19 protein-coding genes and 2 rRNA genes (1 of these 21 running past the window's edge) are annotated in these 23,493 nt (G+C 45.0%); 10 read left to right on the top strand and 11 right to left on the bottom strand.

Annotation, left to right across the window (positions count from 1 at the left end; genetic code table 11):
• The 3 genes from PNC201_RS16430 to PNC201_RS16420 all read left to right on the top strand — a co-directional run.
• Positions 1-972, top strand: a 23S ribosomal RNA gene (locus tag PNC201_RS16430) (it extends 1,913 nt beyond the left edge of the window).
• 117 nt (positions 973-1,089) lie between these two features.
• Positions 1,090-1,203, top strand: a 5S ribosomal RNA gene (gene rrf / locus PNC201_RS16425).
• 234 nt (positions 1,204-1,437) lie between these two features.
• Positions 1,438-2,469, top strand: a complete 1,032-nt coding sequence (locus PNC201_RS16420) for an IS110 family transposase (protein WP_158299131.1) — start codon at positions 1,438-1,440, stop codon at positions 2,467-2,469.
• Between the two features lie 487 nt (positions 2,470-2,956).
• Here PNC201_RS16420 and hemN read toward each other — a convergent pair whose 3' ends face one another.
• Both hemN and PNC201_RS16405 read right to left on the bottom strand, forming a co-directional pair.
• Positions 2,957-4,327 carry an oxygen-independent coproporphyrinogen III oxidase gene (gene hemN, locus PNC201_RS16410; RefSeq protein WP_102057889.1) on the bottom strand — a complete coding sequence of 457 codons (1,371 nt, stop codon included), beginning with the start codon at positions 4,325-4,327 and terminating at the stop codon, positions 2,957-2,959.
• A 109-nt stretch (positions 4,328-4,436) separates the two neighbouring features.
• Entirely contained in the window at positions 4,437-6,467 is a 2,031-nt protein-coding gene (locus PNC201_RS16405) for a methyl-accepting chemotaxis protein (protein WP_102057645.1), read from the bottom strand.
• Between the two features lie 127 nt (positions 6,468-6,594).
• On the opposite strand from PNC201_RS16405, the gene PNC201_RS16400 reads away from it, so the two are divergent.
• The gene (locus tag PNC201_RS16400) at positions 6,595-7,392 is read left to right on the top strand and encodes an NADP-binding protein (RefSeq protein ID WP_102057644.1); all 798 of its coding nucleotides are present in this window, start codon (positions 6,595-6,597) and stop codon (positions 7,390-7,392) included.
• Here the strand turns inward: PNC201_RS16400 and hutH are convergent.
• The 3 genes from hutH to hutC form a co-directional block, all read right to left on the bottom strand.
• Positions 7,384-8,916, bottom strand: a complete 1,533-nt coding sequence (gene hutH, locus PNC201_RS16395) for a histidine ammonia-lyase (RefSeq protein WP_102057643.1) — start codon at positions 8,914-8,916, stop codon at positions 7,384-7,386. The two genes, PNC201_RS16400 and hutH, sit on opposite strands and share 9 nt — an antisense overlap.
• Positions 8,917-8,918: 2 nt before the next feature.
• Positions 8,919-10,598, bottom strand: coding sequence for a urocanate hydratase (gene hutU / locus PNC201_RS16390; RefSeq protein ID WP_102057642.1), 1,680 nt, complete (start codon positions 10,596-10,598; stop codon positions 8,919-8,921).
• Positions 10,599-10,755: 157 nt separating this feature from the next.
• Positions 10,756-11,517: a histidine utilization repressor gene (gene hutC / locus PNC201_RS16385; protein ID WP_017217272.1), complete on the bottom strand. Its 762-nt coding sequence runs from the start codon at positions 11,515-11,517 to the stop codon at positions 10,756-10,758.
• A gap of 111 nt (positions 11,518-11,628) precedes the next feature.
• On the opposite strand from hutC, the gene hutI reads away from it, so the two are divergent.
• Both hutI and PNC201_RS16375 read left to right on the top strand, forming a co-directional pair.
• Positions 11,629-12,852 carry an imidazolonepropionase gene (gene hutI / locus PNC201_RS16380; protein WP_102057641.1) on the top strand — a complete coding sequence of 408 codons (1,224 nt, stop codon included), beginning with the start codon at positions 11,629-11,631 and terminating at the stop codon, positions 12,850-12,852.
• Positions 12,853-12,876: 24 nt separating this feature from the next.
• Positions 12,877-14,661, top strand: a complete 1,785-nt coding sequence (locus PNC201_RS16375) for an EAL domain-containing protein (RefSeq protein WP_010607044.1) — start codon at positions 12,877-12,879, stop codon at positions 14,659-14,661.
• Between the two features lie 43 nt (positions 14,662-14,704).
• Here PNC201_RS16375 and PNC201_RS16370 read toward each other — a convergent pair whose 3' ends face one another.
• Positions 14,705-15,760: an arginase family protein gene (locus PNC201_RS16370; protein WP_102057640.1), complete on the bottom strand. Its 1,056-nt coding sequence runs from the start codon at positions 15,758-15,760 to the stop codon at positions 14,705-14,707.
• 18 nt (positions 15,761-15,778) lie between these two features.
• A complete protein-coding gene (gene rraA, locus PNC201_RS16365; RefSeq protein WP_010607046.1) occupies positions 15,779-16,282 on the bottom strand; it encodes a ribonuclease E activity regulator RraA in 504 nt (167 codons plus the stop codon).
• Between the two features lie 158 nt (positions 16,283-16,440).
• Here rraA and PNC201_RS16360 point away from each other — a divergent pair, with 158 nt between their 5' ends.
• From PNC201_RS16360 to PNC201_RS16345, 4 genes are all read left to right on the top strand, one after another.
• Positions 16,441-16,965, top strand: coding sequence for a phosphatase PAP2 family protein (locus PNC201_RS16360; RefSeq protein ID WP_010368944.1), 525 nt, complete (start codon positions 16,441-16,443; stop codon positions 16,963-16,965).
• Positions 16,962-18,014 carry an MJ1255/VC2487 family glycosyltransferase gene (locus PNC201_RS16355; protein ID WP_102057639.1) on the top strand — a complete coding sequence of 351 codons (1,053 nt, stop codon included), beginning with the start codon at positions 16,962-16,964 and terminating at the stop codon, positions 18,012-18,014. Before PNC201_RS16360 ends, PNC201_RS16355 begins: the two co-directional genes overlap by 4 nt.
• Before the next feature lie 105 nt (positions 18,015-18,119).
• Positions 18,120-20,000, top strand: a complete 1,881-nt coding sequence (locus PNC201_RS16350) for a methyl-accepting chemotaxis protein (RefSeq protein WP_102057638.1) — start codon at positions 18,120-18,122, stop codon at positions 19,998-20,000.
• Positions 20,001-20,089: 89 nt separating this feature from the next.
• Positions 20,090-20,608, top strand: coding sequence for a GrpB family protein (locus PNC201_RS16345; protein WP_102057637.1), 519 nt, complete (start codon positions 20,090-20,092; stop codon positions 20,606-20,608).
• Here the strand turns inward: PNC201_RS16345 and PNC201_RS16340 are convergent.
• The 4 genes from PNC201_RS16340 to PNC201_RS16325 form a co-directional block, all read right to left on the bottom strand.
• Positions 20,605-20,979: a gamma-butyrobetaine hydroxylase-like domain-containing protein gene (locus PNC201_RS16340; RefSeq protein WP_102057636.1), complete on the bottom strand. Its 375-nt coding sequence runs from the start codon at positions 20,977-20,979 to the stop codon at positions 20,605-20,607. The two genes, PNC201_RS16345 and PNC201_RS16340, sit on opposite strands and share 4 nt — an antisense overlap.
• A 49-nt stretch (positions 20,980-21,028) precedes the next feature.
• On the bottom strand, positions 21,029-22,357 hold the full coding sequence (hslU, locus tag PNC201_RS16335; RefSeq protein ID WP_010368934.1) for an HslU--HslV peptidase ATPase subunit: 1,329 nt from the start codon (positions 22,355-22,357) through the stop codon (positions 21,029-21,031).
• 11 nt (positions 22,358-22,368) lie between these two features.
• Positions 22,369-22,887: an ATP-dependent protease subunit HslV gene (gene hslV / locus PNC201_RS16330; RefSeq protein ID WP_010368932.1), complete on the bottom strand. Its 519-nt coding sequence runs from the start codon at positions 22,885-22,887 to the stop codon at positions 22,369-22,371.
• A 70-nt stretch (positions 22,888-22,957) separates the two neighbouring features.
• Entirely contained in the window at positions 22,958-23,488 is a 531-nt protein-coding gene (locus PNC201_RS16325) for an SPOR domain-containing protein (protein WP_010368930.1), read from the bottom strand.
• Positions 23,489-23,493 lie beyond the last annotated feature (5 nt).

The raw sequence follows: 23,493 nt of genomic DNA, 5'->3' as shown, positions 1-23,493 counted from the left end.
CGAAATTCCTTGTCGGGTAAGTTCCGACCTGCACGAATGGTGTAACCATGGCCACGCTGTCTCCACCCGAGACTCAGTGAAATTGAAATCGCAGTGAAGATGCTGTGTACCCGCGGCTAGACGGAAAGACCCCGTGAACCTTTACTACAGCTTGGCACTGAACATTGACCCTACATGTGTAGGATAGGTGGGAGGCTTTGAAGCAGGAACGCTAGTTTCTGTGGAGCCGACCTTGAAATACCACCCTTGTAGTGTTGATGTTCTAACTTAGGCCCCTGAATCGGGGTTGAGGACAGTGCCTGGTGGGTAGTTTGACTGGGGCGGTCTCCTCCCAAAGAGTAACGGAGGAGCACGAAGGTTTGCTAAGTACGGTCGGACATCGTACGGTTAGTGTAATGGTAGAAGCAAGCTTAACTGCGAGACAGACACGTCGAGCAGGTACGAAAGTAGGTCATAGTGATCCGGTGGTTCTGAATGGAAGGGCCATCGCTCAACGGATAAAAGGTACTCCGGGGATAACAGGCTGATACCGCCCAAGAGTTCATATCGACGGCGGTGTTTGGCACCTCGATGTCGGCTCATCACATCCTGGGGCTGAAGTCGGTCCCAAGGGTATGGCTGTTCGCCATTTAAAGTGGTACGCGAGCTGGGTTTAGAACGTCGTGAGACAGTTCGGTCCCTATCTGCCGTGGGCGTTTGAGAATTGAGAGGGGCTGCTCCTAGTACGAGAGGACCGGAGTGGACGAACCGCTGGTGTTCGGGTTGTGATGCCAATTGCATTGCCCGGTAGCTACGTTCGGAACTGATAACCGCTGAAAGCATCTAAGCGGGAAGCAGGCCTCGAGATGAGTTCTCACTTTGACTTAGAGTCAACTGAAGGGCCGTTGAAGACTACAACGTTGATAGGCGAGATGTGGAAGTGCTGTGAGGCATTAAGCTAACTCGTACTAATTACCCGAGAGGCTTAACCATACAACGCCAAAGTGGTTTATAAGCGACAGAAGTTAATAGACTAAAGTAGACAAAAGAATTTAATAGCTTTTTCCGGATTTACATTGATGAGGGAGACTTCATTGATGAACAGAATTTCCTGGTGACTATAGCGTTTTGGACCCACCTGACCCCATGCCGAACTCAGAAGTGAAACAAAACAGCGTCGATGATAGTGTGGATTACCCATGTGAAAGTAGAACATCGCCAGGGCCAAATAAGAGAAACCCGTTGCAGTAATGCGACGGGTTTTTTTCTGTTTGGGGTATAGAGATTTGAGAGATATAAAACCTCACAAGCCAATCAACACATCGCGAGGTAAACTCGCTCCTACCACAGTATAGGCACAGTGCAACATGGTGGGAGATGTATGGACTCCTCCCCCTTAACGGGAGAGTACGGTATAAAGATATTGCAAAACACTTTTACCAAATAAGGAGTCCATACATGACACAGTCTAATTTAATTGCTATCGACTTGGCAAAAAACATTTTCCAGGTGGCGCAGCTGAAAGGCAATAAACTCAAGTTTAATAAGCCAATGAAACGCGAACCTATGTTTGAGTTGCTAGCAAAAGCCGAGGGTTCAAAGGTCGTGATGGAAGCTTGTGGTAGCGCCCAGCTTATTGCTCGCAAAGCGCTGTCGCTGGGGCATGATGTCATGTTGCTTCCCCCTAAGTTCGTTAAAGCGTTTAGGCAAGGCCAAAAAACCGATGCAAACGATGTTCTCGCCATTGCCAGTGCAAGCCAAGCATATAACGTAAAGCCCTGTAAAATCATGACAGTTGAAGAGCAAACGTTGCAGTCATTGAGCCAAGCGAGAACCTTAGTAGATAAACAAAAGACTCAGCTTTCAAATCAAATACGTGGATTGCTATTAGAGTTTGGTATTGTTATTAATCAAGGCGATGCTGCGTTAACACAAGTCGTTCCAGATATTTTAGAAGATGCTGAAAATGCGCTCCCCATCGCATTAAAACAAGCACTCGCGGTGAGTTATGACCTATATAAAACACAATGCGACGCTAAAGCACAGCTACATAAACAAGTTGAAGCGATAACCAAGCAAAATGAGAGCTGCCAGCGTTTAATGGCATTAGAAGGTGTTGGCCCAATTACCGCGATAGAGCTGTTATCCTTTTTAGGCAATACCTCACAATTTAGTAATGCCAGAGGGGCGGCGGCATGTGCTGGTGTAACACCGACACAGCACTCATCAGGCGGAAAAGCCAAGATAGGCCATATCCCCAAAAGACGAGGCAATACATTAAGGAAAAACCTGTTTCTCGGTGCAAGAACGGTAGTCAGTAGGCTAAAACATAAAGAAGCGACCACAGAGAAAGAACGCTGGATAAAAAATCTACTCACCAAGAAAAGCGTGAAATGTGTTGCCATTGCATTGGCCAACAAAACGGTTAGAACAGCCTATGCCTTACTTAAAAACGGCTCAACATACGAGCCAAAAATCTTAGCGGTGTAGCACTGAGTAACAGAAGAACAAATCAAGATAAATAGAACGTAAAAGCAGAAAGCATACTGAGATTACCCCCAGTATTGAACAAGCCAAGATAGAGCATTAAGCGGTGAGACCCACCCTTGAGAGCCTGTTAAACCGCAGGTGTATACAAATACCGCGTGGGAGAGAAGGCACAAGGGCGCGAATACATCAAAGAGGCCGAGGTAGCACCTCATCAAGAGCCCGGATATAAGCACGCAATCACACCAATAATGCTAAAAATGGCTTGTACAATTGGAGCAGTCCATATAAGGTGGTTTACCCGCCGATGGCTTACAATGAAAGTTTCGGCTCAAAGATAATGTGGAACACCCATGTACATCAAAACCCGTTTCAACAATACGACGGTTTTTTCTGTTTGGGTATAGCTTTGGGGCATAGAAAGGCTCGCGAGGTGCACTCACTCCCACCATAAACACAGTATTGTGGGAGGTTTGAGAGGGTTAGGTGGTTAAATAACGCGAGAGAAGCGGGTGTTTTTGACTTGGTTTTGTAAGTAAGCATCAAAGCACATGCAGATGATGCGAATAAACAAATTGCCGTTACTTGTGACTTTTATGGAGTGTTCATTCAGCTCTACCAGTCCATCTGCTGCTAGCGGCTCTAGAGCGTTAAGTGCTTGATCGAAATATTCGTCAAAATTTATATCATAACGTTGCTCGAACACCTTTTTATCTAACTCAAAATGACAAATAAGCTGTTTGATCACAGCCGCGCGTATTTCATCATCACCACTTAAGGTTATCCCTTTAGTGATCGCACATCTTTTATCACTTAAAGCATGATAATAAGGTTTTAACTCTTTCTCATTTTGCAAGATCATATGACCAATTTGAGAAATGGATGACACACCAAGACCTAACAGGTCGCACTCGCCATGAGTGGTATAGCCTTGAAAATTACGGTGTAGATGCCCTTCATTTTGCGCCACAGCTAGCTCATCGTCTTTTTTGGCGAAGTGATCCATACCGATGAATTGATATCCAGCAGTGGTCATCTGTTCCAGTGTTTGCTTAAAGATCTCAAGTTTTTCTCCCGCACTTGGCATGTCGGCCTCTTTTAGCTTTCGCTGTGCTGCAAATCTATCCGGAAGATGGGCATAGTTAAATACAGAGACTCTATCGGGAGAAAGCGCAATAAGTTGCTCAATCGTTTGCTTGTAGCTCTCTACTGTTTGAAATGGTAACCCATAGATCATATCCATATTAATAGATTTAAAACCGAGCGTTCTCGCTTCAGTTAAGATAGCCAGCACTTCATCTAGATGCTGTGGGCGGTTTACCGCAGCTTGTACTTCATCATTAAAATCTTGTACGCCAAAAGACACACGATTAAATCCGAGCTCGTGTAGGTGACGCATCATATTTGGTGCAAGTGATCTTGGGTCTATTTCAATACCACGCTGTGCACTTTGAGAGAAGTTAAATGCACTATTGAGCATTTCGATTAGACGTGTCATTTGCTCTGTAGTTAAGAAAGTTGGTGTACCACCGCCTAAATGAAGTTGTTCTACACGATACTCAGAAAATAGCAGCGCTTTTGCTGCGATTTCTTGCGCTAAGTAATCTAGGTAAACGTCAGCTTTGGATTGATGACGAGTAATGATTTTATTACAGCCACAGTAGTAACATAGTTGATGACAAAAAGGGATATGAATATACAGCGAGAGTGAACGAGATTTAGAGCCCGTAATAGCCGCTTGTAACTCTTTTTGGCTATAACCAGACTCAAGCGATAAGGCCGTTGGATATGAGGTATATCTAGGACCAGATATATTGTACTTGTTGATAAGGGAATCATTCCAAATAGGTAAATTAATCACGATACGCACTCTCGAGTTTTATTAAGAGTGTCAGTGTACTTTTTACCGTCTAGGTTAGATTTGCCTCAGATCAAAACACGCCGCGATTGCGACGTGTTTTGGTGTTTGATTAAAGCTTAAATTGGTTGACTGTTGAGTTCAGCGCCTTGGCTAAGTCGTTCAAGTCACGGGCTTCATCTGCCAGTACATTGGCGTGGTTGGCCGTGCTATTAACGAGCTCATTAATTTGGTTAAGACTATTGTTAATATCTTCTGCAACAACGGTTTGCTGCTCTGTTGATGTCGCAATTTGATGGCTCTGGTCTTGTACTGTCGTGACCGACTCTGTGATTTCTTTTAAGGCATCAAGCACGGCTTGCGTTTCCTCTACGGTCCCCTCTGCGCGGTCTTGACCTTGCTGCATCATCACTGAAGCTTGTTGTGCAATTTGCTGTAAACGAGAGATCATATTACGAATGTCATCGGTAGACTCTTGCGTGCGGCTTGCAAGCGATCTGACTTCATCAGCAACCACCGCAAAGCCTCGACCTTGCTCGCCCGCTCTGGCGGCTTCTATGGCGGCATTGAGTGCCAGTAAGTTCGTTTGTTCAGCAATACCGTTAATCACATCGATAACAGCACCTATGTTACTGGTTTCTTGTTCAAGTCCGGCAACCACTTTTGCGGCCTCACCAATATGGAGTGCTAGTTCAGTCATGACTTCTTGGGCTTGTGATGAACGTCCTGCACCTTCATTGGTAATACGTTGTACGACATCAGCGGCTTGGTTGGTCTCTTGTGCATTACGTGAGATTTCAGTCACAGTGGCTGCCATCTCGGTCACTGCCGCGCTTACGCTATCTACCTGTTCTTTTTCGCGCTGAATTTCGCTGTTAGTATTGTTTGATACTTCACGCAATTGGGCGGAAGCATTACTTAATTGTTCAGCTTGTGCTGCGGTATCGAGCATCATTGCTCTAAGTTTATCGATGAAGGTATTCATATGCAGCGCGAGTTGACCAACTTCATCTTTACTGGTGATATCGATACGTCTAGTTAGGTCGCCTTCACCTGATGCGATGTCTCGCATGGTTTCGGTAAGCGCTACAATCGGTTTGGTGATCATTTGCGTGGCGAGCAAGATCATTGCCACGATAATGGCTAAGATAATAATCAAGGCTGTGATTGTGCTCATTACGGCGTCATTTACAGGCGCTTCGATCAGCGACACCGGAATAAGTAGGCCAACGTGCCAATCCAATAGGGGGTTGTCTAATTTCACATTGTCATAAACAACATAATACGCTTCCCCTTTGAACGTGACTGTACTATTGCCAACGGGGTTACGCTTGATAGCGGCATTTAGAGCGTCAAAGCCTGATGTATTGGAAAACTGGGATTCAAGGCCATCTAAACCTTCTTTGCCTTTCTCGCCTTCATCTGTGGTAGAGAGTGAATGACCAGTACGCTTGGATAAATGCACAACATTTAAATCACCATCGAGCAAAAAGCCAAAACCTTTATCTTGAAACTTGATACGTTCAACCATATCGTTCAATTTATTGATCTGTAAGTCGACGCCACCCATGGCGACGAGTTTGCCGGCGTTATTGTAGATAGGTTGACGGATCACAGCAGACACCGCACCGGTATTGATATCGGTGGCAATTGGACCGACATACAATTTACCTACATCAAGCGTATCCTGCCACCATGGGCGCTGATAGGCGTAGTAAGGTCGACCATCTGAATATGCTGATGTACGATCATTTTCTTTAAAATATTCACCGGTGTTTGCTGAGGCAATAAAGGCTGAGAGAATATTTTCATCACCTTTGGCGATTCTAACTAAGTCTTCATTGACCTCTTGATAGTCTTTATCTTTAGTCAGATCGGCGCCACGGGTATTATAATTTTCAAACCAATGAATGTTGTGAGGCGTAGAAACAAAGGTTTCAACTACTTTACCGTATTGGCCAAAGAATGCTTCCATCGCCAATTTTTCGGCTTGAATATAGCTTTGCGTTTCTCGTTCAATTCCATCTCGAGAGAGCGTTGCAATATGGCTGACGAAAAAGCTTGATGCAATAATTAATAATACGGAAATGGTGCCGCCAATTAGCAGCAATATTTTCTTTCTAAGGGATAAATTCTCAAGCATGACACTTCTTATTTTTAGCTTATGCAAACGGTAATCAAACCATAGATAACAGGAGAACGCCACCGTTTGCGTTAACTTCTTTTACATAGATAATACAAGGTAACTTCTTGGTTAAGGTAATATTCATATGAAAGTATTAAATCGCAGTCTGGTGGTACTGGGCGCGGGTTGGCTCGGTGAAGCGTTGTGTCGCGAAGCTGAGTTGCAAGGGTGGCAAATAGAAGGCACCAGAACCCAAGCTAGCGAGATGCATAGCTGGTCAAGGCAGCTGGTCTTAACTGAAAATGGCACCTTAGCGCACTCAATTTCTTTACACAGCGCGTATTGGGTGTGTGCGATCCCACCAAGAGCTAGGTATGTCGATAGTAACTATTTAGAAACGCTAGAACAGGCATTGTTACTTGCAAAGAAGATGTCAGCAGCAGGTTTCTTATTGTGTTCGACCACTGGCGTTTATAGCACCGAAAATGGTGAATATGATGAACAAGGTAAGTTAGCGGATAAAGCCAACCTGCGTGTTGATATACTAAGAACTGCTGAAGAGATGGTGCTTAACGCAGGCGGTAAAGTTGTGCGCTTAGCAGGTCTTCAAGGTCCCGGTAGGGAGCCTGGGCGATTTGTAGCAGGAAAAGCCTTGTCTAGCTCAGCGAATGGTAGAGTGAATATGGTTCATCGCGGTGATGTTGTTACTGCAATCAATACCGTGATCGTGCAGTGGCATGATGCTGCAGACATTTATAATGTTTGCTATCCAGCGCACCCCACGAGACAGGCGTTTTATCAATATCACTGTGAAAAGTTAGGGACTAAGATGCCAAGTTTCGCTTCGTCAAAAGAAGAAGCGCGCATTATCAAAGCCGAGCGTATTACCGAACTCGGCTTTGCCTATCATCATCCGATTGTTAATGAATCTGAGTTAGGCTGAAGGTAAGAGTTGTGCTGGTAGCAAGTGCGCCAGTGCAGCTTGACCCAATAACGCATTAGCACTTTCAATATCGGGTGCAAAATACCTATCTTTGTCATAAAAGCTCACGACTGCTCGTAATATTTGCTGAGCAGTAGCCACTTTGTCAGATGGCTTAAGTGGCGCTCTAAAATCTAACCCCTGCGCTGCAGCAAGATATTCAACTGCGAGTACACCTTGGGTGTTGTCAGCCATTTCCTGTAAGCGTCTTGCCGCAAAGGTTGCCATGGAAACATGGTCTTCTTGGTTTGCCGAGGTTGGGAGGCTGTCAACACTGCCAGGATGTGCGAGTGTTTTGTTTTCAGAGGCCAGTGCCGCAGCAGTGACTTGCGCAATCATAAAGCCCGAGTTTACACCGCCATTGTTAACTAAGAAGGGAGGCAGTTTTGATAAGCTCGAATCAATAAGCAGCGCGATACGACGCTCAGCCAATGCACCAATTTCAGCAATGGCAAGCGCTAGGTTATCAGCCGCCATCGCGATAGGTTCTGCATGGAAGTTGCCGCCAGAAATAATATCTCCAGCATCAGCAAATACCAGCGGGTTATCTGTTACCCCATTGGATTCTACAAGGATCACCTCAGCGGCCTGGCGGATCTGAGTTAAACAGGCACCAAGCACCTGTGGTTGACAACGTAAGCAATAAGGATCTTGTACTTTTTCACAATCAACATGAGCATCACTTATTTCTGAGCGAGTTTGTAAGATATCTCTAAACGCCAGTGCGGTGTCGATTTGGCCTTTCTGACCACGGACTTCGTGAATACGAGCATCAAACGGCGAGCGGCTGCCCATAGCTGCTTCAATGCTCATTGAACCAACGACACAGCTTTGCGCATAAAGATCTTCTGCTCTAAATAGGCCTTGCAGTGCAAAAGCAGTAGATGCTTGTGTACCGTTAAGTAGTGCGAGACCTTCTTTTGCAGCTAAAGTAAGTGGTTCAAGCCCTGCTATTTTTAACCCATCGATGGCATCGATAAGCTCACCACGATAGCGAACCTGGCCTTCGCCAAGGATCGGTAAACACATATGCGATAGCGGTGCGAGATCGCCTGATGCCCCGACCGAGCCCTTCTTGGGCACACAAGGATAGACTTCGGCATTAACCAAGGCTGCTAAGAATTCAATTACATCCAAGCGGATCCCAGAGAAACCACGAGAGAGTGAATTGATTTTTAGCACCATCATGAGTCGAACGGTGCTATCGTCCATTAACTCGCCAATACCGGCTGCGTGCGACAGTACAATAGAGCGTTGTAGCAACTCTAATTCGTCTTTTGCAATTTTGGTGTTGGCCAGCAAGCCAAAACCCGTATTAATGCCGTAAACGGTGCGTCCTTCTTTGATTACTTTCTGAACTGTGTCTGCACTGTTAGCAATAGCGGCTTTCGCTGATTCTTCTAAGCTGAGATGGACAGGCTGTTGATTGATTTGTCGTAACGTGTTTAAAGTCAGTTGGCCTGAGATTAAATTTAGTGAGTACATACTTACTTTCCTTCCAGCATAGGTAAATCTAGTTTTTGTTCTTTTGCACAGTCTTTGGCTATGTCATAGCCGGCATCGGCATGACGCATTACACCGGTACCTGGGTCATTCCATAGTACGCGAGATAAACGGGCGTCTGCTTCGTCTGTGCCATCTGCCACAATAACGACTCCCGAATGTTGACTGAAGCCCATACCAACGCCACCGCCGTGATGCAGTGAGACCCAAGTTGCACCGCCAGCCGTGTTTAACAAGGCATTGAGTAACGGCCAGTCTGATACTGCATCTGAACCATCCATCATCGATTCCGTTTCACGGTTTGGACTGGCTACAGAGCCAGAATCTAAGTGATCACGACCAATCACAATCGGTGCTTTGAGTTCTCCATTTTTGACCATTTCGTTGAATGCTCGTGCTAAACGCGCTCTGTCCTTCAGTCCAACCCAGCAAATACGAGCTGGCAGGCCTTGGAATTGAATGCGCTCGCGCGCCATGTCTAACCAATTGTGAAGGTGTGGGTCGTCTGGGATAAGCTCTTTAACTTTCGCGTCTGTTTTATAAATATCTTCAGGATCGCCAGACAGCGCAACCCAACGAAATGGACCTATGCCTTGGCAAAACAGTGGACGAATATAGGCAGGAACAAAGCCCGGGAAATCAAAGGCGTTATCAACCCCTTCTTCTAGGGCCATTTGGCGAATGTTATTCCCGTAGTCAGTTGTCGCGGCCCCGCGCGATTGCAGCGTTAGCATGGCTTGTACTTGCACTGCCATAGATTGTTTTGCGGCTTTTACAACTGCTTGTGGATCGCTTTCGCGAAGCGCGGCTGCCTGAGCCATAGTCCATGTTTGCGGTAAGTAGCCGTTTAGTGGGTCGTGCGCAGAAGTTTGATCGGTCACTACGTCAGGCGTGATATTGCGCTCAACCAATTCAGCATACACATCCGCGGCATTGCCCAGCAGGCCAACCGATACTGGTTGTCCAGCAGCCTTAGCTTCATCAATAATAGCTAATGCATCATCAAGTGTGGTTGCCTTTCGGTCCACATAACGTGTGTTAAGACGAAAATCGATTCGTGACTCATCACACTCAACAACGAGGGCGCTAAAGCCTGCCATTGTTGCCGCGAGTGGTTGTGCGCCGCCCATCCCGCCAAGGCCACCCGTTAAGATCCACTTGCCTTTCGCCTCACCATTAAAGTGTTGCTTTGCCATTGCTACAAAGGTCTCGTATGTGCCTTGCACTATGCCTTGTGAGCCAATATAGATCCAAGAACCAGCGGTCATCTGGCCGTACATCATCAGGCCTTTTTTATCGAGTTCGTTGAAGTGATCCCAGTTAGCCCAATGTGGTACTAAATTTGAGTTAGCAATTAAGACGCGAGGAGCATTGCTATGAGTTTTGAATACCCCGACAGGTTTACCTGATTGCACCAGTAAGGTTTCGTCTTCTTCTAAGCGGTCTAACGTTTCGACGATTTTATCGAAGCATGCCCAGTCGCGAGCGGCGCGGCCAATACCGCCATAAACTACTAGTGCATTTGGGTGCTCAGCAACTTCAGGGTCAAGGTTATTCATCAACATTCGCTTTGCCGCTTCAGTAAGCCAGTTCTTCGCGGTAATGTCTGTACCTCGTGGCGCGCGGATCTCGCGGCTAGGGTCTAATCTTGGGTTGTCACTCATTCTGCTCTCTCCTGTTGTATATACAACCTAAGTGAAACGTCTAGTTGCTGCGATTGCTTAGTTTCACTAGGTTGTTAGTCTATTTGTATTGCATGACAACCGAGGCTGCCATGTCGTTTTGATTTATCTGCCGCGATATTTGGCGACACTTTATGTGTTACGACCTTTGCTTAAAGGTGAGATGACCACCTAAGCGATATTTACTGCCTGGCGAAATTAATCTTGCGAAGCTAACAATGCCTTTTGCAGACCAAGTTCGGCGGATCATTTGTAAACATGGCTCTTCATTATAAAGCCCAAGCCACTGGCAAACCTCTGGTGATGGCATAACCGCTTCAACGGTGTGTCTAGCCTCTGTGAGTGGCGCGACTTGAGATAAATATTCGTGAGGGGTAGTCAGTTCAAAGTTTTGGTCTAAATACTCCGGTGCCAACTGTGGATTGACAAAGCGCTCTTCGACTTGCAGTGGTTGTTCATTTTCATTATGTACAATTACGCTTCTGTAGACTGGCGCGTCCGCTTCTACACCCAGTGCAATGGCGATAGGCGCTACTGCAGCAATAAGTTCAAGCGTCAGTACGGTACATGAGTATTTGCCATTGCGTGCGTTGACCTCGTCGGCAATATTGCGGATCTCAAGTAACGAAGACTGAGATTTAAAACTGGCAACAAAAGTACCTAGACCTTGGCTACGAGTTAAAATTCCGGCTTCAGTTAGCTCGCTTAGTGCTCGTCTTGCGGTCATTCGGCTAACATTAAATTGGTCAGCTAACTCATTTTCCGACGGCACGCGCTCGTTTTCGAGCCAGCGCGCGGCGCGAATATTATCGATAATATATTGTTTTATCAGCGCAAATTTAGGAAGCTCAGGCACAGTTGTTGTCTCGAGTTCATATTTATGTAAATAAAGATGGCACACTTCTCTTGTATATACAAGTATCCCTGATAGACTCAATGGATAAATCTCGCAGTGAGCGAGTTTCTTTTAATGTGTTGGCATATGGATTTGATTTAGATTAGGACAAGTATGATGTTAGAAGCCGATTTGCTTATTATCGATGTCAATATTGCAACTATGGATCCCAATTTGGATACCCCTTATGGTGCGATAGAAAACGCAGCGATCGCTATTAAAGATGGCAAAATTAATTGGTTAGGCCCTCGTAGTGAACTACCTGAGGTTGACGCCATAGCAACCCCTATTCATAAAGCCAATGGCCAATGGTTGACCCCAGGGTTAATCGACTGCCACACGCATATTTTATTTGCAGGTTCTCGGGCCAACGAATTTGAGCAACGATTACTGGGGGCGTCATATCAACAGATTGCCGCGCAAGGTGGTGGTATCGCAAGTACCGTTAAGGCGACACGATTAGCAGACAGAGAAACGCTGTATGTTAACGGTAAGAACCGCTTGAATAGTTTACTCAAAGAAGGGGTTACCACGGTTGAAAGTAAATCGGGTTACGGCCTAGACGTTGAAAATGAGCTAAAGCTGCTAGAAATTAATCAACTACTTAATGAGCATCACCCGATTGATGTGCATAGCACGTTCTTGGGCGCGCATGCATTACCCCCAGAGTACAAAGACAATAGCCAAGCCTACATTGATTTAGTCTGTGATGAGATGCTGCCACAAGTTGCTTCGCGCCAATTAGCAACGGCTGTTGATGTATTTTGTGAGAACGTCGGATTTACCTATCAGCAAACTGAGCAAGTATTTACTCGAGCACAACAGTTGGGGTTACAGATTAAATGTCATGCTGAGCAGCTATCTAATCAACATGGCAGCGAGCTGGTGGCAAAGTTTAAAGGACTTTCAGCGGATCATATTGAATATCTTGATGAAGCAGGTGTGGAAGCAATGGCGAAAGGGGACGTTACTGCGGTACTTTTACCTGGTGCTTTTTATTTCTTACGAGAAACGCAATTACCACCAATTGACTTGCTCAGAAAGCACAAAGTAGCAATGGCACTCGCGAGCGACTTCAATCCAGGTACTGCGCCTTTGTGCTCACTGCGATTAATGCTGAATATGGCATGCACATTATTTAGAATGACACCGGAAGAAGCGCTTAGCGGTGTTACGGTTAATGCTGCGAAAGCCTTGGGGTTGAGCGACCGTGGAGTATTGAAAGTTGGAACGCGCGCAGACTTAGCGTTATGGGACATTACCCATCCTGCACAGTTAAGTTATCAATTTGGTGTAGCGGACCTGTCAAATTTGTGGATCTTAGGTAAACTTAATCAGTAATGATCCTTTTATAAGCAACAAATTATGCTTTCAATTTCAACAGCTAGTGGCGGAGCCACGGAATTATTGCTGTCTGAAGGAATAGCGATACTAATTACGCCAATGATGGCTGGCATGGCCGGAGCCATTGTAATGGGGGCGTTAGCATTAATGTTGCAGCGCCCCTCTGGTATGCTCAAGCTGGCTCACCTTAGCAGTGCAACACTTGCAATACTGCTCGCCTTTACGGGCAATATCACTACATTACATTTACTTACTCTGACGATACTCCTGTATCTATTCCATGGCTTACAGGAGCACAAAAGTGGCTTATTGTTGATAAGTGCTGCTGCGATAATCACTTTGGTAATGTGGACTGTGTCTGAATATCTATGGACATTTCCTGCCCAGCATGGCGCAATTGTCATTGTGTTTATGTATATTCTTTTCCTTGCCTATCAAGCGTATAGCAGCGCAAATGAATTTGAATTGAAAGAACACAATGATGACCACACCGAGCATGAAAGTTTGGGGTTACCTGGTCGGCAAAGTTTTAAACGTGCTTTTAATGAATATCGCCAAACGGAAGGGAGCCCTTGTATGCTCGTGCTAGTCCGTCTCATGGGTTTCGAGCAGGTAAATTTTCATTTAGGGCGTGAGTTTGGTGACTTGCTGCTAGCTCAGTCGGCTAATCGTATTGCACAATGTTTGCAATCAGGCGATGTTATGGCCATCACTCATGGCAATGAAACTGCGAAAATGGCGCATCTAGGTGGTCTTAACTTTGCGTTTGTATGTTCGTTAAAGCATGGTAAGCACTTTCATGAGCAGCTGATAGAGGAAATATCAAACAGCACTTTAAAGCCATTCAATGTTGGTAGCTGTACGTTAGAGATCATGATGCGTGCGAGTTATGTGAATTGCGATGAAGAAATGGGGCAGCTTGAGAACCTGATTTCTTGCGTGTTTTTAGCGCTAGATACACAATCAGAAGCGCATCAGCATAGCCACCAACAGGTCGTGCCGTATCAACAACGTATGCAAATTCATCGGCTGGAGCAACAGGTTAGGTTGTCGGAGTTAGCTAAAATCAACTTTAGATCTGAATTTGAGCTCTATTTTCATCCAGTCGTTCGTCATGAAGATAACAGCATTGAGTTTGTGGAATTATTGTTGCGTTGGCAGCATCCAAAGCAAGGGATTTTAAGTGCCAATGAGTTTATTGATGATATTCGTTTAGTTGGACTTGCCATTCCCGTTGCTGAATATGTATTAGAGCGTGCATGCGAAATTGCATTGGCACTGAAAATGGAAGGGATCAGCGTTCCCATCAGTATTAATGTCTTTGGTGCTGAGCTCTTGAGCGAAAGCTTTATCGAGTTTATTGACTACACTATGCTCAACCATCAGTTAAGCCCTGGCGCTATCATTATCGAGTGTCCAGCTAGTATGCTTGCCGAACTAGATGAGCAAGAAATTGCGATGATCAGTCGTTTGAAGAACTTGGGTGTAAAAATGTGTGTCGATAGCTTTGGTGATGCGCCGCTGGTACTTGCTAAATTACCCGCACTGCGTTTTGAGTACGTGAAACTGTCGCGCAATATGACGCAAGAACCAGAGCATATGGGGCATACCAAATCCTTGGTAAAAGGCATTGTAGAGATGCATCAAGAAAAGCACTGTCGCGTGATTGGCGAGGGTATTGAATCTCTCGGGCAACTCGAGTTTGTAAAAAGCATTGGCACGGTGGCAGCGCAAGGGTTTTACTTTTCTCGACCACAGAACAGCAATATTTTGATCAGTTGGCTGAAACAAAGGCTGCCTCAATAACTAGGAGCGCCTTACCTTTACATTGGTTTGGCTGTGACAGTGTTTAGCACCTCTGTTGACGGGTACTTAAATAAGCGTTCGCAAGGTTTGTTAGTATTTGACCACAATGTTCGATACCCGCCTGCTCACCAAGTGGGTGTCTAGCCGGGGCTGCTTCACATAAGTGCAAATATTTAGCATTTCGAGCCTGAGCCATACGGTAAACAAAATATTCGGCATCGCTACTTGTGAAGCCTTGATAGGTCAGGGCGCTTGCAGGCATACCGACGATGGCATCAACGTCTAACTCTACGCCTAATGGAATGTCGCTTGGCATCGTTGCCAACGCTTTGTCGAGTGATGCGGATAAACTCTGAGTTTGCCTGGTTTTTATCGCTTGATAACTTGAAAATCCGAATCCAGCGTTTTGCAATTGAGTAAGGATTGTTTGGTTATTTTTGTGCTCGTGCAAGCCGATGACATGATAATGCGACAAACTACCAGCTTGATGCGCGTAACTGAAGCCATTACCGCTATGTCGCCCTTCACAAGCTCGAAAGTCAGCATGAGGGTCAAAGTTGATAGCACCAGCGGCACGCTTGCTGGCCTCAAAATGTGCCTGCAAAATACCAAAAGCATTATTATGACCACCACCAATGATAATTGGCTCCAAGCCTGCAGCAAAGATAGGTGCTAGGGTTGCAATAACTTGGTTGTCGAGGTCAGCACAGAGAGTGCGCAGCTGCGCTAGCTGTTCGCTATTAGCGTTATCGAGCGATAGTGCACGCGTTTGAATAGCGAGGGTATCCACCTCGCCTAGCAACAAAACCTTATCGCCTGACAAAAACTGGTTATCGGGCTGATTCAAAAAGCGTTTTAAGAAGGCTTGCCAACCGAGCTCGGCGCCGCCTTGCCCGCAATTGGCGCGCGGACCTATATCCTCGGGGATCCCCAACAACACGTAACGGATCCCAAATTGGGCCGCGTCTCTAAGCGAAGCCGCGTAGTCATGATCACATTGTAAAAAGCTTATGCTTTGCCAAATTCTGGTTTCACCGGCTCTTGCACTGACAAAAGTGGCAATATTACTTTCATCATATATACGGACTGCTGTACTCATGACTGTTACTTCTAGCGCTTAATTGTCTTCGTTATCATCTTCTAAAATTAACTCTTCCGCAGAGATGATAATGCCGGTGGAGTCGGCGTAAACAAAATCATCTTCGTAAAAAGAGACACCTGCGAAATTAACGGGAATGCCGACTTCGCCGCTGCCACTGCTATCTGCTGCTACTGGGATAGAAGCGATTGCTTGAATGCCAATATCGCTTTCTTCTAATTCATCAACATGGCGCACCGCGCCGTAAACGATGATGCCTTGCCAGTTGTTCTCGACCGCTAGCTCAGCTAAATCAATATCAACCAGTGCACGACGAGTTGAACCACCACCATCAACGAGCAGCACACGACCAGTACCGTCTTGTTGTAGTACATCTTGGATTTGCTCATTGTTTTCAAAACATTTGACGGTAGTGATACGACCACTAAATGACGTCTGGCCGCCAAAATTGATGAACATAGGCTCTAGCACATCAACCACATCAGCAAAGTGGTCGCAAAGATCAGAAGTGCTGTATTCCATATTGAATCCTCGAATATTGATTGTCGATAACCAGTATACTCTCATACTTGTGCTTAGCAATGCTTTGATTCAACTTACATATTTGTGTCTTAAAAGTGTCACCTATTTGTTATTTTGCTCTTCTATGCTGATATTGTGAGCAATTAGGCGTGACTCGAATGATGAAAGCAAAACTAGCCGAGCTGGACGCTGCATTATACTTTGTGGTGTTTTGCCCTAAACCAAGAAACTGGTTTAGATTGATAGCATTAGGTCTATCCAAAAGTGGCAACGGTGGACTCTATGTGTTGGTCGCAATTGCGTGCGCTCTGTTTTTGGAGCAGCTAGGTCAGCAATTTGCACTCACCGTGATTTTGGCCTTTGCAATTGAAAGGCCGCTTTACTTCTATCTAAAAAATCGTTTTGCACGATTACGACCATGTGACTGCTACGCAGTGAAAGCCTTGTTGACGCCGAGTGATAAGTTTAGTCTGCCCTCGGGGCATAGTGCTGGCGCTTGGCTATATGCGACTTGCTTGATGGAGCAAATTCCACTAGCTGCGTTTCCGTTGATGATTTGGGCTTCAGGAGTGTCATTGTCACGCGTAATTGTAGGGGTACATTATCCACTTGATGTGGTGCTTGGTGCGGCAATGGGTGTTGCCTGTGCAAGTTTAGCGATAGTGATATTAGGAAGCGTATGAAAATACTATATGGTGTTCAAGGAACGGGAAATGGCCATACGACTCGAGCTCGGGTAATGGCAAATTGCTTTCGCAACATGGGAATTTCTGTTGACTACTTTTTTTCTGGACGTCCTTCGGAAAACTATTTCGATATGCATGATTTTGGTGATTATCGCAGTTGCCGAGGGTTGTCATTCGTTACCGAGCGTGGCCAGTTAAATCGTTTAAAAACTTTTCAGTCGCTCAAGTTTGGTGAGTTTATTCGCGACGTTAGAAAATTAGATGTATCAGGTTATGATTTGATCTTTAACGACTTTGAGCCTGTCAGTGCGTGGGCAGGAAAGCTGGCAAAGGTTCCGGTGATAGCAATGAGTCATCAAGCGTCATATTTATATGATGCTGTTCCACAATTTGCCGTACAGCCTTGGCACAAAGCCCTGATCCGGTATTTTGCACCAGCTGATATTCATCTTGGGGTGCACTGGCAACCGTTTGATAAGCATATTATTCCGCCTTTTATTCCTTACGAGGCTGAGCAGGAGCAATGTGCATCGGTAATTAACAAAGTTTTGGTTTATCTGCCGTTTGAAGCTTTGGATAGCATTATTGAGTTGTTAAAAGATTTCCCTGATAAGGAGTTTTACTGCTATCACCCGGATGCTGACAATGCTTCTTTGCAACATATTCACCTGAGAAAACCGAGTCGTTCTGGGTTTATTCAGGACTTAAGAAATACCAGTGGTGTGATTGCAAATGCCGGGTTTGAGCTGTCTAGTGAAGCATTAAAACTCGGTAAAAAACTGCTACTTAAACCATTAGATGGTCAATTTGAACAGCAGAATAATGCGCAGACGCTAGCCGAGCTCGGTCATGCCCAAGTGATGAATTATCTCAATGCTGGGGCGCTGGAAGAATGGCTGCGAACAGACGCGAAGGCATCGTTTTATTTTCCATCCGATCCTAGCTTGCTAGTGGAGTGGTTGATAGGAGGTCAATGGCACAATATTGATTTATTGCACAATCAACTCTGGAATGGTGTTAATAATTTGTATGTAAAAGCGGCGTAAATATATTAATTTGTAATATGAACCCAGAATAATTACCTATTATGAGGCAAGGCTGAAAGGCTTCAGCTATACTTTAGCCAGTCTATTAACATTGTAGGTAAGCCGATGGCGGTATTAGAAAATCTGACTATCAGACGTCGTTTGCAAGTGAATGCATTAGTGGTAGGGATTGCCTTGGTTGTTATGTTAATTATGATCATGTACGAAGCTCGTACTATGCTGAAATTGAATGAAACCATTCAATATGCAGAAGAGCTCGACATTCATGAATTAGCAATGCGCAAACACGAGAAAAATTTCCTTTTTTACAAGCAGGTAAATTCACTCGATGAGTTTGAAAACGAGTATCGTGAGCTGCAAACTAAGCTCGCTTTGTTGCAAGGTACTTTTTCTGATTTTGATATCGATTTAGGTCGGATCAACGAATTTGAACGCTTAGCAAAAAGTTATTACGATGACTTTCAAAAAGTGGTGCAATTACAAAAAACAATTGGCTTGCATCCAAAGGATGCTCTTTACGGTGAGCTTCGTGGTGCGGTACACGAGGTAGAAACACTACTAAAAGAGCAGCAGAATTATCAACTCCTTTCAACCATGCTGCAGCTTCGTCGAGCCGAAAAAGACTTTATGTTACGTTTTGATACCAAATATCTTAAGCGTTTTGACGAGCTAGTTGCACAGTTTTCTCAGGAAATTCGTAGTGCTGGGTTTAACGCTCAATATCAATCTAAGCTACTTAGTTTATTGAGCACCTATCAATCCAAATTTGCGGGTTTAGTTCGAGCACAAGAAGCACTTGGCTTAGATTTAACGAGCGGTGCGCTTGGCAAGATGAAAGTGAGTGTTGAGAAAAGTGATGCGGTGGTCTCTGAAGTCGTGGAGCAGGCAAAGGCAGAGATCAAAGAAAACGTTGATAAAACTCAGATGCTTGCCATCGGTGTATTTGTTGTGGCTGGTATTATCGTGATGACTTTGGTGTTATCGACTAGTCGCTCAATTATTCAGCCCGTAGAGCGCGTTTATCAAACCATTGAGCGCATTCGTCGTGAAAATAATTTAAGTCTACAAATTGAACAAAGCGGTAATGACGAAATCACGATTATGACCCGTGATTTTAATAGCTTAATTTCTGACTTCAGAGATCTCATTGCTGATGTGAATGGAGCGTTGGCAACTATTAATGAAGCCACGGATCATTTAACGGAGACAACGGCCCAAACGAGTACTGGTATGGCTGAGCAGTTGCACGAAGCGGATATGGTTGCAACCGCTGCGACCGAGATGCAAGCGACGATCCAAGACATTTCTCATAATACGGGTGAAGCGGCGCATAAAGCCGAGACAACGAATGAAAATGCGCAACAAGGTCGCCGTGAGGTTACTGCAACAATTGAGCACATCATGCAGTTATCGGAATCGTTAGGTGGTGCTTCAAGTGTTGTTGCTCAGTTAGAGCGTGACGGTGAAACTATTGGCTCGGTATTGGATGTGATCCGTGGTATTGCAGAGCAAACAAACTTACTTGCGCTAAACGCTGCTATTGAAGCTGCACGTGCGGGAGAGCAAGGTCGAGGTTTTGCTGTTGTAGCGGATGAAGTTAGGTCACTTGCGCAGCGTACTCAAGACTCCACGCAAGAAATCGAAAGTATCATTTCTACACTGCAACAGCGTACACGAGAAGTGGTGAACATCATGGAACAATGTCGTGAACAAGGCAATGAAAGTGTGTCGCAAGCCGAAAAGGCTGGGGAGTTGCTCAGCATGATCACCCAAGATGTGCAAACGATTATGGAAATGAGCACACATATCGCGACGGCAATTGATGAACAAAACCAAGTTGCTTCAGAAGTGAATAAAAACGTGGTTAAGATCAGAGACATTGCGCAAGGTGCCTCAGAGCATGCTCACTCTAATGCGCAAAGTAGTGAAGAAGTCGCAGAGCAAGCGCGCGTATTACACGAAGCCGTGGCTAAGTATCAGGTATAAACACCAATTCAACCTGAGGTTCTTAATGTCAAAACCCCACTTAATTTTTAGTGGGGTTTTTATTTAGACTCAAGATAGGTATCGCTTAAATGAATACCAATGTAGCAGTGGTAAGTTACAATTCGGATTGGCCGCACCAGTTCAATAAAGAGAAACAGGCGATACTCGCTCATCTATCCAAGGCAAATGTAGCTGCTTTACACCATATAGGCAGTACATCGGTGCCACAGCTGTGTGCTAAACCAATAGTTGATATGCTATTGGAAGTAAATGACTTAGATAAATTAGACATAGAGTCAGAAAAACTGCGTGATTTAGGTTATGAGATAATGGGAGAGTTTGGTATTGCTGGGCGTCGTTATTTTCGTAAAGGCATAGCGTCTAGAACTCATCATCTGCATGCTTTTTTAGCCGGTTCTGATGGAGTTAAACGTCACCTTGCCTTTCGTGACTATTTAATTACTTTTCCAGATATAGCGAGGCAATATGCTAGGGTTAAGCAAGAAGCTGTAAACGCCTGTAACCAGAATATGGAGAAGTACATTGCATTTAAGAATGACTTTATTCAATACCATGAGCAGCATGCATTGCTATGGCGGTTTGGTTAAGGCACAAACTTGATAGGTACGCTGTCCTTTTGGGTTTTATACTCTTCTACAGCGTTTACATATTCCTGCCATAGCGCATCGTGTTGTGTAGCTATAGTGTATAAGTATTGCCAGCTGTAGAGCCCTGAGTCGTGGCCATCATCAAAAACAAAGCGTGCAGCATAGTGACCAACGGGTTCAATTTTCTTTATGGCGACATTCTGTTTGTTTAGCACGAGTTGCTTTTGCGCCGGACTATGCCCTTGCACTTCGGCGGATGGTGAATGTGTTCGTAAGAATTCGGCACTTAGCGTAAAACAGCGGCCGTCCTCAAAATAAGCATCGAGTACTTTACTGAGTTTATGGTAATGAAGTTTGGTGACTTGATACATAATTGGTATAACTCAAAAAGCGGAGCAAGGCTCCGCTTTTGATTTTAATTTACAGAATGAAGCGGCTTAAATCTTCATCCTGAACAAGCATGTCTAAATGCTGTTCAACGTAGGCGGCATCAATTGTCAAGGTATCACCGGCCTTTTCACTGGCATCGAATGAAATCTCTTCCATCAGTTTTTCCATCACAGTGTGAAGGCGACGCGCACCGATGTTTTCAGTTTTCTCGTTGACCTGATATGCAGCTTCAGCCAGTTTAGTGATAGCGTCATCGGTAAAGTCGATAGTGACGTCTTCTGTTTTCAGTAGCGCTTGTTGCTGCTCTGTAAGAGATGCATTTGGCTCAGTTAGAATACGTTTGAAATCACCCGCAGTTAGTGCTTCTAGTTCAACGCGAATAGGTAAACGACCTTGTAGTTCAGGGATTAAATCCGACGGCTTGGCCATTTGGAACGCACCTGACGCGATAAATAAAATGTGGTCGGTTTTTACCATGCCGTGTTTAGTATTAACGGTTGAACCTTCGATAAGTGGTAGTAAGTCGCGTTGTACACCTTCACGGCTAACATCTGGGCCAGAAGATTCTCCGCGCTTACAAATTTTATCGATTTCATCAATGAACACGATACCGTTTTGTTCAACTGACTCAATAGCTTGCTCTTTAAGCTCTTCTGGATTAACAAGCTTTGCAGCTTCTTCTTCAATCAATAGCTTAAGTGCTTCTTTAATTTTCAGCTTACGGTTCTTTTTCTTGTCACCCGACATGTTTTGGAACATGCTCTGTAGCTGGCTGGTCATTTCTTCCATACCAGGAGGTGACATGATCTCAACATGAGGCGCCGTTTCTGCGATGTCGATCTCAATTTCTTTGTCGTCTAACTGACCTTCACGTAGTTTCTTACGAAATACTTGGCGTGTTGACGAGTTTTCATTTGGCTGAGACTCACCATAAGCGTCTTTTGCTGGTGGCAAAAGTGCATCTAAAATACGCTCTTCGGCGGCTTCTTCAGCGCGGAATTTGAATTTCTTGGTTTGTTGTTCACGTGTTAGCTTAAAAGAAACTTCGACTAGATCGCGGATGATGGTCTCAACTTCTTTACCAACATAACCCACTTCGGTGAACTTAGTCGCTTCTACTTTGATAAATGGTGCGTTAGCAAGCTTTGCTAGACGGCGGGCAATCTCAGTTTTACCCACACCCGTTGGGCCGATCATCAAAATATTCTTTGGTGTAACTTCTGCACGCAGCTCTTCATCAAGCTGCATACGACGCCAACGGTTGCGCAGTGCAATCGCGACGGCTTTTTTGGCTTTGTCCTGACCGATAATGTGTTGATCAAGCTCGTGCACAATCTCTCTTGGAGTCATAGCTGTCATGACGAGTCCTATTACAATTCTTCGATAGTTTGGAAATTATTGGTAAATACGCAGATATCGCCGGCGATCTTCAGGCTCTTTTCCACGATTTCTTTCGCACTTAAGTCTGTATTTTCAAGTAGTGCGGTTGCAGCCGCCTGTGCGAAGTTACCACCACTGCCGATAGCAATAAGATCATGCTCTGGCTGCACCACGTCGCCGTTACCTGTGATGATAAGCGAGGCGGTTTCATCGGCTACCGCAAGTAGGGCTTCAAGCCTTCTTAATGCTCTGTCGGTACGCCAGTCTTTTGCCATTTCTACGGCTGCTTTAGTGAGATGGCCTTGGTGCATCTCTAGCTTTGCTTCAAAGCGTTCAAATAATGTAAATGCATCAGCTGTACCGCCAGCGAAACCTGCCAGTACTTTACCATTGTATAGACGACGTACTTTACGTGCGTTGCCTTTCATAACTGTGTTACCAAGCGAAACTTGGCCATCACCGCCGATAACCACTTTGTCATCGCGACGAACACTAACGATGGTAGTCATAGTAATCCTTATCTGGGCCTGTGCCCGTGTAACTCTAGATTAGTAGGAAATATGGGTGGACTTATAAAAATCAAGTCCAGCCCCAAATCCCGCAGCCAAATATCCCAACGCGTTGTAATTTGTTTTTATCGCTTTCTGCTAAACGCTTGGTATCGTAGGGGCCAAGACGGACACGATACCAGACACCGTTACTCCCTTCGGTACGACGGATCTCCGCGATTAATCCAGCAAACGCAACTTTGGCTTTCATGGCTTCGGCTTGGCTATGGGTTCTAAATGAACCACACTGCATTTGATAGGGACCTTTGCTCTCGATCTCTTTAACTTCGACCTTGATTTCATGATTTTTAATTTCTTCAATGAACTCAGGTGGGCGAGGTTTTGGTTTACTAACCTTTTGCTCTGCAACTGGGTGTGGGTTTTTGGCTTGCTCTACTTCTTTAGGATCGGCATTGGTTTTTATAAACCAAAGACCGTAGGCAAACCCTCCGATTAGTAGAAATGCAAAAATAGCAGCAATAACAGGAAATTTCGCCGATTTTTCTGGCTTGTCTTTCCCCTTGCCTTTAGGTTTCTTATTGATGTAATCGTGCTGTGCCATAGGTT

Source organism: Pseudoalteromonas sp. NC201 (assembly GCF_002850255.1).
GTDB lineage: Bacteria > Pseudomonadota > Gammaproteobacteria > Enterobacterales > Alteromonadaceae > Pseudoalteromonas.
Note: the sequence above shows the minus strand (reverse complement) of the source record. Positions and strands in the feature narration are given on the sequence as shown.

Bases quoted from the DNA above. Each gene is read 5' to 3' on its own strand.
- PNC201_RS16420 (WP_158299131.1), top strand. From the start codon at position 1,438: ATGACACAGTCTAATTTAATTGCTATCGACTTGGCAAAAAACATTTTC.
- PNC201_RS16405 (WP_102057645.1), bottom strand. From the start codon at position 6,467: ATGCTTGAGAATTTATCCCTTAGAAAGAAAATATTGCTGCTAATTGGC.
- PNC201_RS16400 (WP_102057644.1), top strand. From the start codon at position 6,595: ATGAAAGTATTAAATCGCAGTCTGGTGGTACTGGGCGCGGGTTGGCTC.
- hutH (WP_102057643.1), bottom strand. From the start codon at position 8,916: ATGTACTCACTAAATTTAATCTCAGGCCAACTGACTTTAAACACGTTA.
- hutU (WP_102057642.1), bottom strand. From the start codon at position 10,598: ATGAGTGACAACCCAAGATTAGACCCTAGCCGCGAGATCCGCGCGCCA.
- hutI (WP_102057641.1), top strand. From the start codon at position 11,629: ATGTTAGAAGCCGATTTGCTTATTATCGATGTCAATATTGCAACTATG.
- PNC201_RS16375 (WP_010607044.1), top strand. From the start codon at position 12,877: ATGCTTTCAATTTCAACAGCTAGTGGCGGAGCCACGGAATTATTGCTG.
- PNC201_RS16370 (WP_102057640.1), bottom strand. From the start codon at position 15,760: ATGAGTACAGCAGTCCGTATATATGATGAAAGTAATATTGCCACTTTT.
- rraA (WP_010607046.1), bottom strand. From the start codon at position 16,282: ATGGAATACAGCACTTCTGATCTTTGCGACCACTTTGCTGATGTGGTT.
- PNC201_RS16360 (WP_010368944.1), top strand. From the start codon at position 16,441: ATGATGAAAGCAAAACTAGCCGAGCTGGACGCTGCATTATACTTTGTG.
- PNC201_RS16355 (WP_102057639.1), top strand. From the start codon at position 16,962: ATGAAAATACTATATGGTGTTCAAGGAACGGGAAATGGCCATACGACT.
- PNC201_RS16350 (WP_102057638.1), top strand. From the start codon at position 18,120: ATGGCGGTATTAGAAAATCTGACTATCAGACGTCGTTTGCAAGTGAAT.
- PNC201_RS16345 (WP_102057637.1), top strand. From the start codon at position 20,090: ATGAATACCAATGTAGCAGTGGTAAGTTACAATTCGGATTGGCCGCAC.
- PNC201_RS16340 (WP_102057636.1), bottom strand. From the start codon at position 20,979: ATGTATCAAGTCACCAAACTTCATTACCATAAACTCAGTAAAGTACTC.
- hslU (WP_010368934.1), bottom strand. From the start codon at position 22,357: ATGACAGCTATGACTCCAAGAGAGATTGTGCACGAGCTTGATCAACAC.
- hslV (WP_010368932.1), bottom strand. From the start codon at position 22,887: ATGACTACCATCGTTAGTGTTCGTCGCGATGACAAAGTGGTTATCGGC.
- PNC201_RS16325 (WP_010368930.1), bottom strand. From the start codon at position 23,488: ATGGCACAGCACGATTACATCAATAAGAAACCTAAAGGCAAGGGGAAA.